The organism is Arthrobacter sp. 05N429, from assembly GCF_056397045.1.
Genome location: NZ_JBFTMQ010000012.1, coordinates 62,277 through 79,650, shown reverse-complemented (window position 1 = coordinate 79,650; position 17,374 = coordinate 62,277). Strand labels below are relative to the sequence as shown.

General features: G+C 62.2%; 16 protein-coding genes. 2 read left to right on the top strand and 14 right to left on the bottom strand.

Annotation, left to right across the window (positions count from 1 at the left end; all coding sequences use genetic code 11):
• Genes AC1DF4_RS16470 through AC1DF4_RS16445 form a run of 6 tightly spaced genes read right to left on the bottom strand, consistent with a single transcriptional unit; the run spans nucleotide 1 to nucleotide 5,900 of the window.
• Nucleotides 1-1,296 (bottom strand): CaiB/BaiF CoA transferase family protein, encoded by a 1,296-nt coding sequence (locus AC1DF4_RS16470; protein ID WP_476913882.1) that lies wholly within the window; start codon nucleotides 1,294-1,296, stop codon nucleotides 1-3.
• Between the two features lie 48 nt (nucleotides 1,297-1,344).
• A complete protein-coding gene (locus tag AC1DF4_RS16465) occupies nucleotides 1,345-2,658 on the bottom strand; it encodes an MFS transporter (protein WP_476913881.1) in 1,314 nt (437 codons plus the stop codon).
• 32 nt (nucleotides 2,659-2,690) lie between these two features.
• Nucleotides 2,691-3,008 (bottom strand): EthD family reductase, encoded by a 318-nt coding sequence (locus tag AC1DF4_RS16460; RefSeq protein WP_476913880.1) that lies wholly within the window; start codon nucleotides 3,006-3,008, stop codon nucleotides 2,691-2,693.
• A 27-nt stretch (nucleotides 3,009-3,035) separates the two neighbouring features.
• Entirely contained in the window at nucleotides 3,036-3,815 is a 780-nt protein-coding gene (locus AC1DF4_RS16455) for an enoyl-CoA hydratase/isomerase family protein (RefSeq protein ID WP_476913879.1), read from the bottom strand.
• A 48-nt stretch (nucleotides 3,816-3,863) separates the two neighbouring features.
• Nucleotides 3,864-4,421, bottom strand: a complete 558-nt coding sequence (locus AC1DF4_RS16450) for an OsmC family protein (RefSeq protein WP_476913878.1) — start codon at nucleotides 4,419-4,421, stop codon at nucleotides 3,864-3,866.
• A gap of 51 nt (nucleotides 4,422-4,472) precedes the next feature.
• Nucleotides 4,473-5,900, bottom strand: coding sequence for an aldehyde dehydrogenase family protein (locus AC1DF4_RS16445; RefSeq protein WP_476913877.1), 1,428 nt, complete (start codon nucleotides 5,898-5,900; stop codon nucleotides 4,473-4,475).
• A gap of 290 nt (nucleotides 5,901-6,190) precedes the next feature.
• On the opposite strand from AC1DF4_RS16445, the gene AC1DF4_RS16440 reads away from it, so the two are divergent.
• Complete coding sequence (locus AC1DF4_RS16440) at nucleotides 6,191-7,366, top strand: PucR family transcriptional regulator (RefSeq protein WP_476913876.1); 1,176 nt, start codon at nucleotides 6,191-6,193, stop codon at nucleotides 7,364-7,366.
• 927 nt (nucleotides 7,367-8,293) lie between these two features.
• Here the strand turns inward: AC1DF4_RS16440 and AC1DF4_RS16435 are convergent.
• The 3 genes from AC1DF4_RS16435 to AC1DF4_RS16425 form a co-directional block, all read right to left on the bottom strand.
• Complete coding sequence (locus tag AC1DF4_RS16435) at nucleotides 8,294-9,775, bottom strand: NAD-dependent succinate-semialdehyde dehydrogenase (protein WP_476913875.1); 1,482 nt, start codon at nucleotides 9,773-9,775, stop codon at nucleotides 8,294-8,296.
• A 183-nt stretch (nucleotides 9,776-9,958) separates the two neighbouring features.
• Nucleotides 9,959-10,819 (bottom strand): alpha/beta fold hydrolase, encoded by an 861-nt coding sequence (locus tag AC1DF4_RS16430; protein ID WP_066438522.1) that lies wholly within the window; start codon nucleotides 10,817-10,819, stop codon nucleotides 9,959-9,961.
• A gap of 18 nt (nucleotides 10,820-10,837) precedes the next feature.
• Nucleotides 10,838-11,245, bottom strand: coding sequence for a hypothetical protein (locus AC1DF4_RS16425; protein WP_026536895.1), 408 nt, complete (start codon nucleotides 11,243-11,245; stop codon nucleotides 10,838-10,840).
• Between the two features lie 217 nt (nucleotides 11,246-11,462).
• Between AC1DF4_RS16425 and AC1DF4_RS16420 the strand changes: the two genes are divergently transcribed.
• On the top strand, nucleotides 11,463-12,425 hold the full coding sequence (locus AC1DF4_RS16420) for a LysR family transcriptional regulator (protein WP_476913874.1): 963 nt from the start codon (nucleotides 11,463-11,465) through the stop codon (nucleotides 12,423-12,425).
• A gap of 91 nt (nucleotides 12,426-12,516) precedes the next feature.
• Here AC1DF4_RS16420 and trxA read toward each other — a convergent pair whose 3' ends face one another.
• Genes trxA through AC1DF4_RS16395 form a run of 5 tightly spaced genes read right to left on the bottom strand, consistent with a single transcriptional unit; the run spans nucleotide 12,517 to nucleotide 17,374 of the window.
• Nucleotides 12,517-12,945, bottom strand: a complete 429-nt coding sequence (trxA, locus tag AC1DF4_RS16415; protein ID WP_476913873.1) for a thioredoxin — start codon at nucleotides 12,943-12,945, stop codon at nucleotides 12,517-12,519.
• Complete coding sequence (gene clpB, locus AC1DF4_RS16410) at nucleotides 12,942-15,578, bottom strand: ATP-dependent chaperone ClpB (RefSeq protein WP_476913872.1); 2,637 nt, start codon at nucleotides 15,576-15,578, stop codon at nucleotides 12,942-12,944. Before clpB ends, trxA begins: the two co-directional genes overlap by 4 nt.
• A complete protein-coding gene (locus AC1DF4_RS16405; RefSeq protein ID WP_476913871.1) occupies nucleotides 15,575-15,892 on the bottom strand; it encodes a chaperone modulator CbpM in 318 nt (105 codons plus the stop codon). Before AC1DF4_RS16405 ends, clpB begins: the two co-directional genes overlap by 4 nt.
• Nucleotides 15,889-16,839 (bottom strand): DnaJ C-terminal domain-containing protein, encoded by a 951-nt coding sequence (locus AC1DF4_RS16400; protein ID WP_476913870.1) that lies wholly within the window; start codon nucleotides 16,837-16,839, stop codon nucleotides 15,889-15,891. The genes AC1DF4_RS16405 and AC1DF4_RS16400 overlap by 4 nt, the downstream gene beginning before the upstream one ends.
• Nucleotides 16,832-17,374 carry a nucleotide exchange factor GrpE gene (locus tag AC1DF4_RS16395; RefSeq protein ID WP_476913869.1) on the bottom strand — a complete coding sequence of 181 codons (543 nt, stop codon included), beginning with the start codon at nucleotides 17,372-17,374 and terminating at the stop codon, nucleotides 16,832-16,834. The genes AC1DF4_RS16400 and AC1DF4_RS16395 overlap by 8 nt, the downstream gene beginning before the upstream one ends.

The following is a 17,374-nucleotide window of genomic DNA, read 5'->3' as shown; positions in this document are numbered from 1 at the left end:
TTACTCCTGATCTTCTTTGAGAGGGGTGAGGATCTCTTCATTGTGTTCACCGATGGCCGCAAAACCATCGGCGTGCGACATGGATCTCGGCTCGATGCGAATCGGGTTTCCGGCCAGCTGGATGGACGACCCCGCGCTCACCTTCATGTCCACCACCATCTCTCGGAGAGCGGCCTGGTCAGACTCAAGAAGGTCTTCCGCCCGCTGCAACGACGACGAAGGCACGCCCGCTTCGGCCAGGAGCTTCGCTGTTTCGGCACGGGTCCTTGTTGACAACCAACGTTCAATTCCGGGTTCCACGAGGCTCTTCAAATTCTGCGCCCGCCCGCTTCCATGCTCCAGCCGAGGATCCGCGGCGAGGTCCTTCATCCCGGCTACCCGGCAGAGCGCCTGCCATTGGTCATCGCTGATGACGCAGATGCAAAGCCATCCATCCGCGGCCTGAAAGAACCCGAACGGAGCGAACCACTGATGATGGTCTGCACCAAGTTCAAGGTCAATGTCGGCCCCGGACTTGATGGCGATGCTCCATTCGTTCATGGACAGCATCGCATCGTACATTGCGATATCCACTCGGGAACCGACTCCTGTGATCGCGCGCCGAACGAGAGCCATGGAAATCCCGGCCGTCGCGTATACAGAAGAGATACTGTCTCCGAAAGGGAGACCGACAGCCTTCGGCCGACCCCCATCTGTCGGCAGCTGGCTGACGACCCCAGCCATGGCCTCGGCAACGAGGTTGAATGCCGGCCACTCGCGGTAGTCGCTCTTCGTATGTCCGAATCCGCTGATAGAGGCATAGATCAGCCGCGGGTTGATCCTCTGCAGGTCTTCCCAACCAAGCCCCCAGGCCTCCATCGCACCAGGGCGGAAGTTCTCCACCAGGACGTCCGCTGACTTGATGAGGGCCTCGACCAGTGGCCTCTGCTCCGGAGAACGGATATCCAAGGTCGTCGATTTCTTGCCGCGGTTGTGGCGCAGGAAGTAAATACTGATCTCTTCGTCATCAGGAAGTGACATCATTTGGGGTAACCCACGATTGACTTCACCCTTAGCTGGCTCTACTTTAATGACTTCGGCACCGGCATCGGCCAGGAGCATTGTGCAGTACGGACCGGAAAGATACCGGGTCAGATCAAGCACGCGGATGCCTTGGAGGGGTGGGGAGGCGGGATCCACTTGCGGGTTCTCTAATTGCGTGGTCATGCGCTGAAATCCTTTCACGTCGTTGTGAACAACACTGAAGATCAAAGTCAAATTTGCCGCTTCGGTTTTGTTGTTGCTGATGTCAATCATGATTTGCATCACATGGCCAGTCACTGGCGTGCTGATCAGACACCGTGCCTATTTCCTGTGGAATCTCACAGTTCGACGTCGCGGCAGCATCCGGGAGTCCCTGTGCTCCTTACCGGCAGGTTGGAGAACTTTTCCCCGTGATCTGCCCTGCTCCCGAAAATTCCCGTAACTGGGAAGATGTCTGCGGTAGTTGATAAGAACGGACACCACCGAGCCCAGGCACAGAACGGCGACGGCGAGAATCAACGATTTTCTGTCGAACCAGTTGCCCAGGAATGCCAGTACAGTCGGAGTCAGGAAACCAATGTAGACAATCGAATAGTAGATGCCGGTGAGCGCCCCGAGTTCCTGCGGGGGTGCAATCCGTTGGACCTCCAGCAGTCCTGTCACGAAGGCCAGCCCGTAACCTGCACCCAGCGCAGCAGCGGCCGCGGCGCCGACCCATGGATCCTGCATCACCGCAGCCAGGAACGCCATAAGAAGCCCTACCAAAGTCACCAGAAGTGCGGTCAGGATTCCACGCCCCGACTCTGCTGTGTCCAGCCGGCGGGCAACTGTCTGGACCAGCAACCCCGCGCCCAGAGTCAGTGTCACAACCCCCGCAGCATAGGGCAGCTGGCCGGTCCCTGGCTGTTCCGAGAGCAGCGGAACGACTGCATAGCCGATGGTACTGGCCGCGAAAGCCCAGGGCGCCACCGGACCCACGACCCGACTAAAACGCGGGTGCCGTGCCGATGATGCTCGCCATCCTGCCGGAATTGACGACCTTGTCCGCCTTTGCAAGGTTTCCGGCAGGCGCCTTACAAGGATTAGGAACGGCGCCAACAGGAGAATGTGAAGGACGTATGGCAGCACCTCCGGCAGGGGTGCCACCTGAGCCAGAACCGCGCTGATCACCGGTCCGATCAGGAATCCGGTCGCCATCAGCAGCGACGAACGGCGTGCGCCCGCGCCGGCCGACGCGTGCAGATCATACGGGGGTTGGGACAGCTCCTTGATCCACCCGGTGGTCGCCGCCATCGCGATGCCGGTGGCGACTCCGGCGATCAACCGTCCCGCGTAAATGGCTTCTGCAGCCAGACCTCCGAAAGCCATAACGAAGCTGGCAAAGAGTGAGAGGACCACCGCCAGCAGAGTCAGGCTGCGGCGCCCGATCCGGTCAGACAGCGGACCGCCCACTAAAAGACCCGGCATGAGGCCGAGTACGTAGATCCCCAACATAGACGCCACTGCCAGCTCGGTGAATCCGTGTTCTACGCGATAGAGGGTCATCAAGGCTGCAAATTGATTGGCGCCCCATCCCACAAGCATCAGTGACAGGGCCGCCGGGAGCCACGGCTTCATCGGCTTCATCGGCTTCATCCCGAACAATCCCTGATCCAGGACCGAATTCTTCAGGCCGCCCGGAACTGCGAAACCTCCGTCGCCATGAAGGAGAGGTGCTCAACACTATATGCTGTCTCGATGTGTTGGGCGTCGGCAGCAACTGCCTGCCCGGCACCGGATTCCATGGCGGCGCGGAGCGTTGCCGCATCCTCAAAATGCAGTTCGGCCATCCTCGAATAGACCTTGGACCGGAGCTCATGAGTGACAATTCCCAGGAGTCCGGGCAACTGACGTGCCAAGTGCAGATGACGGGTGAGGTAGTACCTGTTCATGGATTCAGGATCACTGGGAATTGCCCAGAGTACGACTAATTTTACAGTCGGCATTTCAGAAGCTACCTCTCAAGTTTTCACCTAACGACCGTGGTAAACAGGTTCACGCTTTTCACTGAAGGCGGTGCTTCCTTCAACGGCATCTTGCGTCCGCATAATGGCTAGGAAGTGTCGATATTCGTTTTTTAGTCCCCGGGCCAGGCCCTCCGCTTCGCCTTCAAGTACAGCTTGGCGGACGGCCCGCACCGCCAACGGTGCTCGATGGGCGATCCTCTTGGCTAGATCCATCGCCTCAGACGTCAGATCGTCCCGGGGAAGGATACGATTTATGAGACCCCATCGCAGGGCGTCCTCGGAGCCAATCGGGTCTCCGGTCAGCAGCATCTCCATTGCGGGCCCGGATGGCATGGCACGCGGCAGCCTTTGGCTCCCCCCTGCGCCAGGGATCACCCCCCACTTCGTTTCTGCCAGCCCAAATGTCGCGTTGTTCGATGCCAAACGAATGTCACACGCAAGCGCCAGTTCCAGGCCACCGGCCAAGGCATGCCCGTTTATTGCGGCGATGATTACGATTCGATCCACGTCGTGGCCGGTAATCCCACCGACATTCCACTCGGGCGATTCTCCTGCGCGGATACGGTCCCGCCTGGGTGGAAGAAACGTTTTCAGGTCGACGCCCGCGCAGAACGACGAATTCCCCGCGCCCGTGATGACTGCTGCACGAATTTTTCTGTCAGCGTTCAGCCCGGCAATGGCCGAGGCCAGGTCTCCGTTATGCTCATCATCCAGAGCATTGCGTGCCGAGGGTCTGTTGATCGTAACCAAGGCAACTGATTCATCCCTCGTGACATCAATACTCATGACGATTTCCTTTCCCAAGCGTCAACAGGCCCTCAGCGGCAACCATGGTTAGGAGATATGTAGCGTCGTGACGACGTCGACGGCCCGGGTTAGCGTGTCCCGAATAGGGGACCTCTGTTCCAACAGAGTGATCAGTTCGCGCAGTTGCAGGGAGTCGCTACCCGGCGCATCCAGCGTCACCTGGGCACGAATCTGACGCGCACCCACAGGCGTATTGGTCTCTATACCCAGAAAGGCCCGAAGATCAAAATCGACTTCAATATCGAGATCCATTGATCGCAACTCGATGCCCAGTGCGGCGGCGTTTGCCGCCAGTGTCACGGCATAACAGCCGGCCAGGGCCTGGGCCAGGTACTCGGCGGGCGAGACTGCGGTGTCTGTCCCCAGTAACGCGGCGGGTTCGTCGCTGGACATCTCGAACCGCTGCGTTCGGGTCTCGTCAAGGATGCCGGCCTGACGCAACGCGCCAGTGGCAGAATTAAGGCGAAATCCTCCGGCCCATTTCCCTGCGACCGCGAAGGTAACCTGCCCCAGCGGCGGATTGTCACGTACCGCTTCGATAGTCTCCCCGAGCGCGATCAAATTGATGTCATTTACTACAGTCACGGTGTCCTCTTATCTGATTAGTGATTATTGGTTTGTAAATATCACGGTGAGCTAGAGCTGAATTGACTTGATCTCCAGAAACTCTTCCAACCCTTGGCGTCCCATTTCACGCCCGTTGCCGGACCTCTTATATCCGCCAAAAGGTGCCTTCGGATTGTACTGACCGCCGTTAATATCGACCGATCCGGTGCGCATTTGCCGGGCGAAGGACATAGCCCGCCCCTCGTCCCTGGACCAGACCGCGCCGTGAAGTCCGTACTGGGAGTCGTTGGCGATCGCCAGAGCATCATCGTCGTCGCGATACTTCATGATGGCCAAGACCGGCCCGAAGACCTCTTCTTGGGCAAGGACCGATGTCCGATCGACATCGGCCAACACGGTGGGGCGCACAAAGTACCCTTTGTCCATGCCGGTCGGAGAAGCCGACCCGCCCGTGACCAATCGGGCACCGTCTGCCAGGGCGTTGTTGATATAGTCCCGCACCCGCACCATTTGGGCTCGGGACGCAAGCGGTCCGAGCTTTGTCCCGGGCTCAAGGGGATCCCCAACCACAAAGCTGTCAGCGACTTCGGCAGCTTGGCGCACTGCTTCTTCGTATTGATCCTCGTGGACGAGCATCCGGGTCCACGCATTGCAGGTTTGTCCGGAGTTCAGGAATGCGTTTGCGACGCCGACCTTGACGGCGGCAGCCAGGTCCGCATCGTCGAGAATCACGTTAGCGGACTTACCTCCAAGTTCCAGCACGACCCGGGTCACGTTGGGCGCAGCCACCTGTGAAACTCTGGTTCCAGCACCAACTGAGCCCGTGAAGGAGACAACGTCAATGTCCGCATGGGCTGCGATTGCCTCCCCGACCACGGCTCCATAGCCTGGCACCAGATTTAAGACTCCCGGTGGAAAACCGACCTTGTGAATGGCTTCAAAGAGTTCGTAGGCAACCAGGGGAGTAATCTCACTCGGTTTCAGCACGACAGTGCACCCTGCAGCCAATGCCGGAGCAAGTTTGGCAACAATCTGATGCAGCGGATAGTTCCACGGAGCGATGGCTCCAACTACTCCCGCAGGCTCCCGAACGATTCGGCTATTTTCGACCTGTCCTTCGAAAGGATATTCCTCGATCAGCTCCGCGTAATAACCCAAAACCGTCTGCGGCAACGCGGCCTGGATCCGGGTCGACATCCGGATAGGGCAGCCCATCTCCTCGGTGATAATCCTTGCAACATCTTCTTGACGGACAGCCAGTTCGTCTCGCAGCAGGCGCAACAGATGGGCCCGTTCGCCTACGGAAGTGGCAGCCCACGCAGGGAATGCCCTGCGCGCGGATTCCACCGCACGATCCACATCCGCAGTCGTGCCCTCCGGAATGCGACCTACGATGGTCTCATTGGCAGGATTTTCAACCTCGATGACGCCCATGCCTGATGAGCTAACCCACGCACCGTCAATATAAATCTTTGAGTGACTGCGGAATTTATCCACGTTCATCAATCTCCCGTCTCGCAGGGTGTTCGCTCACTTCACCAGCACACCGGGTCTTCGGCTGCCTGCTTGAATTCAGGCCGGTTGCCTCAGATGCCGCTGATCACGGCCGCTAGCTCGTTCCCCTGCTAAGTCTGTCCCGCGTACGCCGATGCGTCCTTGGTGTCCACCCAAGACATTTAGCGCTCTTATTGGGAAACTCCACAAAAGAGTGTGGCGCATCTCGTCTGGAGTCACCCCGCCGGCGTCACAGACCGCTACCCCTGCTTCTGCCATGCGACACTCCTTATGTGACTGATCACACACGCGCCGAACTGTTGGAAGCGATACGCCGCCATATCCCTGACATATCCCAAAGGATTGTGGCAGCCACGATGGCAATCCCGGCCTATGCAGGCTTCGAAGACGAGCTCCGAGCGACGACACCGCTGACCATCGATAGCTTCCTACAGCATGCCAAGGGCATCCGGAAGGAGCTCGATCCCCGGCTCATTGAAAACGCTCGGCGCCGGGCGCGCCAAGGTTTCGACGGGAGTACCATGACGCACGCCTGGCGAGTTGTTAACCGTCAGCTGTGGAATTGGCTCACGACAGAGTGCCCTGTCGAGTTTGACCTTCGTGGCGCCGGGTTGATCGTGTGGAACGATTTTTTGGACATGTCAGAGCGCTATGTCAGTGCCATCATGGACGCCTTTTTCGCAGCGCAAAGCGAGCTCCAGGCAGGCCAGCTTAATTCTCGAAGGGCAGCGTTGGATGTCCTACTCGACGGACGGTCGTCCGACCAAACCGGCAAGATCTTGCATGGCATGGGAATCCGGTCAGAGCGGATCCTTATCGCTGCCTGCTCCTTCTCCGGCCACGGTCCGGCTGATCTGGCTGAGCCGTCGTTCGCGTTTGAGTCACTGCTGCGGGAAATGAAAGCGCACATCCGGCAGCTTCCCTGGACGGTGTTTCACAAGCGGCTGATCCTGTGTCTTCCATACAATGCGCACACTCGGGAAAGTCTCGCCCAGTTGCCCGATCGGTTGGAAACAACAATGCACATTGGCATCAGCCGACCATCGCCCATCACGGGAAGTCTTAGGATCCCGACTAGGCAGGCCGAACTTGCTCTTCGTGGAGCTGATGGAGCGACACGTTTGGTAGATTTCGGCAGGCTGTCATTAGTACAAATTGGCGCGCTACAGGCCGACCTGCAAGTGAGTGACGTGCCTCCTGACCTTGAGGCATTCATAGCCGAGGATGCCAAGGGCGGGCACGAATGGGTCCGAACGGCTCAAGCACTGACAAATTCGCAAGGCAACATCTCGCATGCAGCAAGCTCCCTACAGGTCCACCCCAACACCATCTACTACCGCCTCACAGCCGCCCGGGAAATCTGTGGACTGGACCTTCGAAGCCCGAGCGTATTAGCCGATATCCAGTTCATCCAAGCGTGTCGTGATTTTGGGACATACGTCCCCTGACTTCGTGCTAGCTCCGCACCCATCTGGGACGCGACGTCGAGGAACTCGGCAACGCTCAGGGTTCACTGGCCGGAAGAGGCAAAGGACCGGGCGGCCGTCAGACGATCCGCGCATGCTTTCCGAGGTGGTGGAATGGCAGTATCTCAACTGCCTCTTCACATTTGGGAGCAGCACCGCTCCCCCTTGCCAGCGTCCTGTCATGCAGTTAGCGACCCTCCCCGCCATGAACAGATAACCAGCACCAACGCCACCAAAACACGAAAGGAGGCAACGGCCCACCAACAAAAATAGGCCCCGAAGGGGCCCATCAGTGAACAGTTTGTGCACACTCAGAGGCCCACAAGCCCCTGAACAGGGAAAACACGTGCCCGAGGTGGGACTCGAACCGGGTTCCCTCCCCCGCAAACACTGGACTCCCGCCGAACATACGGAATCCGGCCCAGTCCGGGACCCAAAGTGTGGACACTGTCCACACCCCATTTCTCCCCACCAAAGACCTCCCCCAAACAGCCGCACACGGATCGAAAGAGTGCGGCAATTCTCGGTCGCGACAAAGTTGAACAAGCCGTAGGACTCCACGAGCGGCAGCGACCTGGTCCTGCCCAGGCTCATTGCGGGCTCTTGGGCTGACCGCAGGGCTGTAGGTCGCTAGCCGCCTCATGACTATTCCACCTCCGTTCATCCCCTTCATGGTCCGTAGCGTCGAGAGCCGCATGACCGGGTGGTGCCCCTCAGACAAATGCATTGTAGGTGATGGGCGCGTGCAGCTTGTTGAGTCCAAGACTCTTTTTAGTGCGCCACCTTTTACCGTTTCACGGCTATTTGTGGCCCGCACTCGATGTCCAGAACCGTGTACGCAGCAAAGGGCCTCCCATGTTGCGGGGACGGGAGACCCTTGCGGTTTGGGGTGTAAGGCGGCCGTCGTGGTCAGCCGGCGAAGGGGTCGGCGATGCCGATGTACTGGGTGTAGAGGTATTCCTCGATGCCTTCGGGGCCGCCTTCGCGTCCGAGGCCGGACTGCTTGACTCCGCCGAAGGGCGCCGCGGCGTTGGAGATGACGCCGGCGTTCAGGCCCAGCATGCCGGTTTCGAGGCGTTCGCCCATGCGGATGCCCCGGTTCAGGTCCCGCGTGAAGACGTAGGCCACCAGGCCGTACTCGGTGTTGTTCGCGAGCCGGATGGCCTCGTCCTCCGTGTCGAAGGTGATGATCGGGGCGACGGGTCCGAAGATTTCTCGGGACAGGATCCGGGCGCCTTCGCGCACGTCGAGGAGAAGGGTGGGTTCGTAGAAGTATCCTGGACCGTCCACCGGTGCCCCGCCTGTAATTAAAACGGCACCATCGATCACGGCGTCGGTGACGAGCTCGTGGACCTTGTCCCGGCTCTTGGCATCGATCAGAGGACCGACCTTGGACTCCGGTTCGGTGCCGCGGGCGATGGTCATCTCTGCCATCCCGGCGGCGAACTTCTTGGCGAACTCCTGCGCGACGGACTCATGGACAATAAACCGGTTCGCCGCGGTGCAGGCTTCGCCCATGTTCCGCAGCTTCGCCAGCATGGCCCCCGCGACGGCGGCGTCGACGTCGGCGTCCTCGAACACCACGAACGGCGCGTTTCCGCCGAGCTCCATCGAAGTCCGCAGCACCGTCTCGGACGCGTCCGAGAGCAGCCGGCGGCCCACCTCGGTGGAACCCGTGAAGGAGAGCTTCCGGAGCCGGGAGTCCTTGATCAGGGGCCCGGTGGTGGCACCGGCGGTGGACGTCGGGATGACATTGAGCACACCGGCGGGCAGCCCGGCCTCCAGCATGACGGCCGCGAACAGCTGCGAGGTCAGCGGGGTCAGGTTCGCGGACTTCAGCACCATGGTGCAGCCGGCGGCGACGGCCGGGGCGACCTTGCGGGTGGCCATGGCCAGCGGGAAGTTCCACGGCGTGATGAGCAGGCACGGGCCCACCGGCTTCTTCGTCACCAGCAGCCGGGACTTTCCGTCCGGGGATACCGAATACCGGCCGAAGGCGCGCACGGCCTCCTCGGAGAACCAGCGCAGGAACTCCGCACCGTAGGTGACCTCGCCGCGGGCCTCGGCCAGCGGCTTGCCCATCTCCAGGGTCATCAGCAGCGCGAAGTCCTCGGCCCGTTCGGTAACGAGTTCGAAGGCGCGGCGCAGGATTTCCCCGCGCTCCCGCGGGGGAACCTTCGCCCAGGAATCCTGCGCGGCGGCCGCGGCATCCAGTGCCGCCGCCCCGTCTTCCGGCCCGGCGTCGGCAAGGCTCAGCAGGACCTTGCCGGTCGAGGGATCCTCCACGTCAAAAGTCTTGCCAGACGCGGCCGGGCGCCACTGACCATTGATCAGCAGGCCCGTCGGGACAGAGGCCAGCAGGGCGCGCTCATGCTGGGCGTTTGTTGACATCGTTAACTCTCCAGGTGTTTTGAAGGAAGCCGTGGCTGTGTGCAGCACGACCTTCAGCAGTTTCGTGCGGTAGGGCCGCCAAAAGCAGTGCATGAGAACGTCAAACCTTCTGGCGCCTCTTGCACCCATTGGCGTCGGCGCCGACCCTCTTGGGTCGGCACCGACGCCTTAGGTGAGAATCGGCTAGGCTCCGACCGTTGTCTTGGTGCGGATCAGGTCCAGAGCCTGAACGAGGTATCCCTTGAAAACCGGGTAGTTCTCGCTCATCGGGAAGTGCCCGATGGCCTTCATCTCGATGAACTCGGCACCCGGGATCTGGCTGGCCGTGCGGGCTCCGTCTTCGGGGGTGGTGAGGTAGTCGTACTCGCCGGTCATCAGGACCACCGCGCATTTGTCGGTCTGGATTTCGCCCAGTTTGCCGCGCAGATCGTGGTCCACCGAGTAGAAGTACAGGTCACCCTTGAACGCCTCGGAACCCTGAGTGTAGTAGAACCACGTTTTCCAGCGGTCCGCCTCCGGCGATTGCGGGGCCATGAGGTCCCAGGTGCCGCTGCCGCACACCTGCGCGGCATTGGCATGGGGGTGCTGCCACCAGTCGAGGTAGAAGCCCGGTGAGTGGTCCGCTCCCTCCACGGGGATGACGGCGTCGAACCTCTCCGGGAAGCGGTGGGCGAGCTGCAGCGCTATGTTGCCGCCGAAGGAGGATCCCATGAAGATGGGGTCAACCAGTTCCAGTGCATCGACGAGGGCGACGATGAAGTTAGCGAAGTGGTCCGCGCTGAGCTGGTACTCCTCAGTCCACCACTCCGTGTTTTCAGGGGGGTCGGATTTGCCGTGGCGGGGGAGGTCGTAGGCGATGACGCGGTACTTGGCGGTGATCTCCGGGTCCTCCAGCAGACCGCGCCACTGGTGGTTGTGGGCTCCGGCGGTGTGCTGGCAGACCAGGGGCTGGCCCTGGCCGTTTTCGAGGTAGAAAACCTTGTATTCGAGGCCGTCCACGTCGACGGTGACGTAGTGGCCGGTGACGGGGGAAATTTTGCTCATGTCAGGAACTCCTATGGTCTAGACGGGTGCGCCGGTGGAGCGCAGCAGTTCGATTTGGCGGGTGAGGCAGCGCAGGTTCTGCATCAGGACCAGAACATCGCCTTCCAGCTTCATGTCGCGCTGGAAAGTGGCGGCCCAGATGCCGTGGTACATGGGAGCCGGGACGGGCTTGCCGAATTCACCCCAGGTGTGGGCGCTGGCTCGGATGGCGAACTGGTAGGGCACCTCGATGGGTCCCGGGTCCACGGAAATCTGGGCGATGGTGCCGGACACCACCCGGACAACAAAGGTGTGCGCCTCCATGTCCAGCAGGTAGGAGCAGGTGAAGTACTTTCCGTGGGCCTGAATTTCCGGGTCCTGGTTGTTGGCCTCGGTGAAGCTCTGAACCCAGGATTCTACAGAAGGGGCACGTGTTGCGACCGTCATTTCGTTGTTCCTCTCATTGGTCTCGCGGAGGGTCGGGCTTCTCTGTCCGAGCCTCGAAAGCGGGGTTCCTGGAGCGCCTTTGCGGCTGTCTCCGATGGCAACCCTTCGCTGGTTCCATTGCAGCCCCCGTTGCCCCGAACGGTCCAATACCTGTGCCCTATCCACCAATAGGCCGAAACTATTGGACCCCGATTGTGGCGGAGCTTAGAGTTGAACGATGCAGCAGCCACAGCTCGACCTGCGTGTCCTGCAGTACTTCGTCGCCGTTGCGGAAGAGCTGCATTTCGGGCGAGCCGCTGCCCGACTTCATATCGCGCAGCCATCCCTCAGCGTCCAAATACGGAAGCTTGAACACTCACTCGGCACTCCCCTGCTGATCCGGACCAGCCGAAGTGTCTCCCTGACCAGCGCAGGGGATGTCCTGCTGGGTGAAGCTAAGCGCCTTTTATCCGCCGCGGAGCGCGCCGTTTCGTTGACGCGTGAGGTCGCGAGCGGTGTGCGGGGCACGCTGATAGTCGGCTTCCAAGCCAACGCGGCCGCCGAACTGACCCCGCGAATCCTCGCCGCGTTCAAGAACAACCACCCGGAAATTCACGTGCAGATGAGGTCTTTCGATTTCGCTGATCCCACAGCGGGGTTGGCCGATGGAAGCGCTGACGTGGCATTTGTGCGGCCGCCCCTGCCGGCGGCTGACTGGCTCGCCATGGAAACACTGTTCATTGAGCCGCGGGTCCTCGTAGTTGCCAGCAGTTCCCGTTTTGCCGGGCTGTCTGAGGTGTCGGTGGAACAGGTCGTTGATGAGTCCTTCGTCGCCCGCAAGGCTCCGGATAAGTGGAGGGATTTCTGGCTCGCAACCCAGGCCCGCGGCGGGCAGCCGGTCCGTCTGGGCACTCAGGTAGCCACCGTCGACGAGTGTTTCGAAGCCATTATGGGTGAGCGCGGCATTGCGTTCACCCAGGCCTCCACCCAGCGTTTCTATGACCGTCCGGGGCTATCTTTCATCCCGGTCAGAGACGTCCCGCCCTCTCCGCTGTCGATTGCATGGCGCACTGATGTCAATGACGGGCTGGCACGTGAGTTCGTGGAGACCGCCCGGACCTTGGCCTCCTTCGGGGGCGTACCAAACCTCGTCGACTCCCCTCCGCCTGCCTCGCTGTCCTCTTCGCTCCAGTCCAATTAGCGCCACTGACGATCGCAGTGCGGCCAAGAAATGCCGCCGATTTTGCCAACGCCGGGCGGGAAACCGCTCGGCGTCGTCCGCTGTTCTTTAGCTACTTCGTGAGGGCCCCCTCCAACCAAGACCTCAGCACCGGGGCGGGAGCTGCGCCGGCCTGCCTCGCGACGATCTTGCCGTCGACGATGACCATCAACGTTGGAACTGCCTGAATGGCGAATCTGGCGGAGAGCTGCGGCGAGTGGTCCACATCGACTTTCACTAGTTTGATCTGCCCCGGGCGTTCGTGTGCCAACTGGTCCAGCACGGGGCTCACCATCCGGCAGGGTCCGCACCACACCGCCCAAAAGTCGACCAGTGCTGGAACGCCGGACCGTTCGGCGATCTCGCTGAAGTCGTCGTCGCCCGCTTCAACCACCCAGGGAAGCTCCCGGTGGCAATTCCCGCAACGCGGCCGGCCGTCGGCGGCTGCCGGAACGCGGTTGGATTTGGCGCAGTGCGGACATTTGATAATGGCCTTGTTCATGCGGTTCCGGCCCCTTCCAGCTCCATTGTGGTGTAGTCAACCACCAGTTCCCCTCCGGATGCGGTCACCGTGACCACTCCGCCCTCGGCGATGCTGCCCCGCAGCAGGGCCCGGCCCACCTGCGTTTCCACCACATGGGAAATATAGCGGCGCAGAGGCCGGGCTCCGTATACCGGATCGAAGCCCCGTTCGGCTATCAGAAGGCGCGCCTCCTCGGTTAGTTGCAGCTCTATTTGCTGCTCGGCCAGCCGCTGCCGCAGCTGTTGGAACTGCAGATCAACGATGCGTTCGATTTGCGGCAGTCCCAGGGGTGCGAACAGGACCGTATCGTCCACGCGGTTGAGGAACTCGGGGCGGAAATGCGCTCGGAGCTCACCCATCACCATGCCGCGCGCTTCCTCAGTGACCGCCCCGCCCTCGGCCGAACCCTCCAGGAGATACTGGGAGCCGATATTGGAGGTCATGATGATGACGGTGTTGCGGAAATCGACGGTCCGGCCCTGCGAGTCCGTAATCCGTCCGTCGTCGAGCACCTGCAGCAAGGTGTTGAAAATGTCTGGATGGGCCTTTTCCACCTCGTCGAACAGCACCACCGAGTACGGCTTCCGGCGTACTGCCTCCGTGAGCTGTCCTCCTTCGTCGTAACCGATGTAGCCAGGAGGTGCCCCCAGCAGGCGGCTCACGGTGTGGCGCTCCTGGTACTCACTCATGTCCAGCCGGATCATTGCGTTCTCGCTGTCGAAGAGCGCCGCAGCCAGAGCCTTGGCAAGCTCGGTCTTCCCGACGCCGGTCGGGCCGAGGAAGATGAAGGAGCCGATGGGGCGGCGGGGATCCCGGATACCGGAGCGGGCGCGGATGATGGCGTCCGTCACCGCGCTAATCGCTTCTTCCTGCCCCACGACGCGGGTGCGCAGGATTTCATCCAGGTGCAGGACTTTTTCACGTTCGCCCTGCTGCAGCCGTGCGACCGGTATGCCTGTCCAGGCCGCGACAATGTCGGCGATCTCGTCTTCTGTCACCACCTCGCGGAGCAGGCGTTTTTCACCCTGTTTCGCGGTTAGCCGTTCCTCCTCGGCGTCCAGCCGCCGTTCGAGGTCGGCAAGTCGGCCGTAGCGTAGCTCCGCTGCCCGGTTGAGGTCGTAGTTCCGCTCGGCTTCCTCAGCCTCCAGCCGCACCCGCTCCAGTTCACTGCGGATTTCCTGCAGCTTGTGGATCGCCTGGCGCTCGGCTTCCCATTGGGCCCTCTTCGCGTCGGCCTCGGCGCGCAGGTCCGCCAATTCACGCCTCAGCTCCTCGAGCCGGGTCTTGCTGGCCGGATCGGTCTCCTTGGAGAGTGCCGCCTCTTCGATTTCGAGCCGCGTGACCTTTCGGGTGAGTTCATCCAGTTCCGCCGGCATCGAATCAATTTCCGTCCGCAACCGGGCGCACGCTTCATCCACGAGGTCAATGGCCTTGTCCGGAAGAAACCGGTCAGTGATGTACCTGTGGGAAAGGGTGGCCGCGGCTACCAGGGCGCTATCCTGAATCCGCACACCGTGGAACACCTCCAGCCGTTCCCGCAGCCCGCGGAGGATGGATATGGCATCCTCGACGTCGGGTTCCTCAACAAGGACCGGCTGGAAGCGGCGTTCCAGGGCCGCGTCCGACTCGATGTGTTTACGGTATTCGTCGAGGGTGGTGGCCCCGATCATGTGCAGCTCCCCGCGGGCCAGCATTGGCTTCAGCATGTTCCCGGCGTCCATGGACCCCTCGGACGCGCCCGCCCCGACGACGGTGTGCAGCTCGTCCACGAAGAGCAGGATCCGGCCTTCTGCCGCCAGCACCTCGGCCAGCACCGCCTTCAGCCGCTCCTCGAATTCGCCGCGGTACTTGGCACCGGCCACGAGGGCGCTCAGGTCGAGGGAGAAGATGGTCTTGTTCTTCAGGCCTTCCGGCACATCCTGCCGGACGATCCGCTGGGCCAGTCCCTCCACAATGGCGGTCTTGCCGACTCCAGGCTCGCCGATCAGTACCGGATTGTTTTTGGTCTTGCGTGAAAGTATCTGGACGACCCGCCGGATTTCCGCGTCGCGGCCGATGACCGGGTCCAGCTTTCCGGTGCGGGCGTCCGCCACCAGATCGCGGCCGTACTTCTCCAGCGCCTCGTAGGTCTGCTCCGGTGTTGCCGACGTGACGCGCTGGTTTCCCCTGACCTGGGCCAGGACCGAGAGGAATGCCTCGCGGGTGATGCCGTGCTCGGCCAGCACCCTGCCGGCCGCCGTGGACCGGCCTTCCTCCGCCAGCGCGACCAGCAGGTGTTCCACCGAGACGTACTCGTCCTTGAGCCGTTTGGCTTCACGTTCCGCGGCATCGAGGAGTGTGCCGAGCCTGCGGCTCACGTACACCTGCCCTGGCGCTGCCCCCGGGCCGGTGACCTTCGGCTTGCGCCGCAGCTCGGTCTCGACCGCGCTTTTCAGCTCGTCCACGTCAACCTGCATGCCCACGAGTAGCCGCGGGACGAGGCCCTCCTCCTGCTCCAGCAGGGCCGCCAGCAGATGCTCACCGTCGGTCTCGGTATGGCCGTGTTGCTGGGCGATCCGCTGGGCCCCTGCCAAGGCCTCCTGCGACTTCTGGGTCAAACTCTCCATATTCATCGCGAAGTAGTCCTTTCCACTTGCGTGATTTCAACCAAACGTCGTTCCAGCGTGTCCACCCGCGCCAGCAAGTCCAGTACCAGCGGGATTGCCGCATAGTTCAGCGCCAGCTCCGAATGCAGCCGCAGGACGCGCGCGATCAGTTCCGGGGCCCGCGGACTGAACCAGGGGCCGCCCGGAGCATCGCCTCCTAGCGGCCGAATCAGATCCAGCTCTACGAACCGCCTGACGACGTCGGGGTGGACACCGCTGCTGCGCGCCACCGCCTCGAGATTCAGGCGCCACGGGTAGGCGAGCGCATACACTTCGCTCATCGCTCCTCCCTCGGATTAAAGTCGGAGATGCTGGCGAGTTTCTCGTACAGCTTGCGCTCCTCCTTGCCGAGGCTCGGGGGGACCATGATCTTGATCTCCGCATACAGGTGCCCCGGTAAGCCCCGCGGGTTGGGCATGCCCTGTCCTCGCAGCCGCAGCCTGCGGCCGCTGGAGGAGCCCTCGGGCACGGTGATCGTGACTGTCCCGGTTGGCGCCTGGGTCTTGATCTTGGCCCCGAGTGCCGCCTCCGACGGCGTGACGGAAAGCTCGACGTGAATGTCCCGGCCCGCGAGCCGGTATCTGGCGTCGGGCTGGATGCGTACGGTCAGGAAAAGATCCCCCGGCGGAGCACCGTTGCGGCCTGTAGCGCCCTCCCCGGCCAGACGGATACGCTGCCCCTCCAGCACACCCGGGGGCACGTCGACGTCATAGTTGCGGGTCTCCCCGTCCGGCGGAGCCAGCCTGACGGTGCGCCTTCCGCCACGGACAGCTTCCTCGAGGGTCAGCCAAAGCTCGGCTTCGTGGTCCGCTCCCTGGGCCGGGCCCCCTGCCTGTTGCCGGAACCAGCCACCGAGCAGATCCTCCCAATCGACGTCGCCTCCCATGTCGACATTGGCGTTGCCGTACGCGCCGCGTCCCGGGCGCTGGCCCGGCCGGGGGCCGGGGCGCGGGACGCCGGAACCCCACCGCGTGCCGCCGCCCCCCGGGCCAGCCCCGCTGCCGGCGTACTGCCGGTAATCGGCGCCGAACCGGTCATAGCGCGCCCTGTTTTCGGGATCCGACAACGTATCGTATGCCTCGCCGATCTCCTTGAACTTGTCGGCGGCATCCGGCTCCCGGTTGACGTCCGGATGGTATTTTCTTGCCAGTTTGCGGTAGGCGCGCTGGATTTCGTCAGGCTTCGCCGTGCGCGGTACGCCCAGAACTGAGTAGTGATCCTTAGCCACGATCCGGGGTCACCGCCCGGCTCACGACGACGGCGGCTGGCCTGAGGATGGTGTCCGTGCCGCCGTAGCCCGGGCGCAGTACGGTCAGCACAGTCCCGGGGGGAGCCTCGTCCGTTTCCGACACACTGACCACCTCGTGAATCCGTGGGTCGAAGGGGACGTTGTCGGCGTCGATCCGCGGATAGCCCAGGCGGGTCAGAGTATCGATGGCCTGGGATCGTATAGCGGCAATGCCATCGACGAGCGGGTCCCCGGCAGACGGGGCGTGGGTCAAGGCCAGTTCCAGGTTGTCCAGGACGGGCAGCCACGCCAAAGAGACCGCTGCGCGCTCCTGTGCCCTCAGCTGTGCGCCGTCCCGGGCGGCGCGCTTCCGAACGTTATCTGCGTCGGCTAGCGCACGGCGCCACTGGTCCTCCATTTTGGCCAGCGCTTCCGCCTGTGCAGCCGCTTCGGTTTCCTTTTCCTTGGGTGCGGTGGCCTCTGCCTCGTCACTTCTTGAATTGGCTTGGCCGGCCGGCCCTGCCTGGTCGCTCAT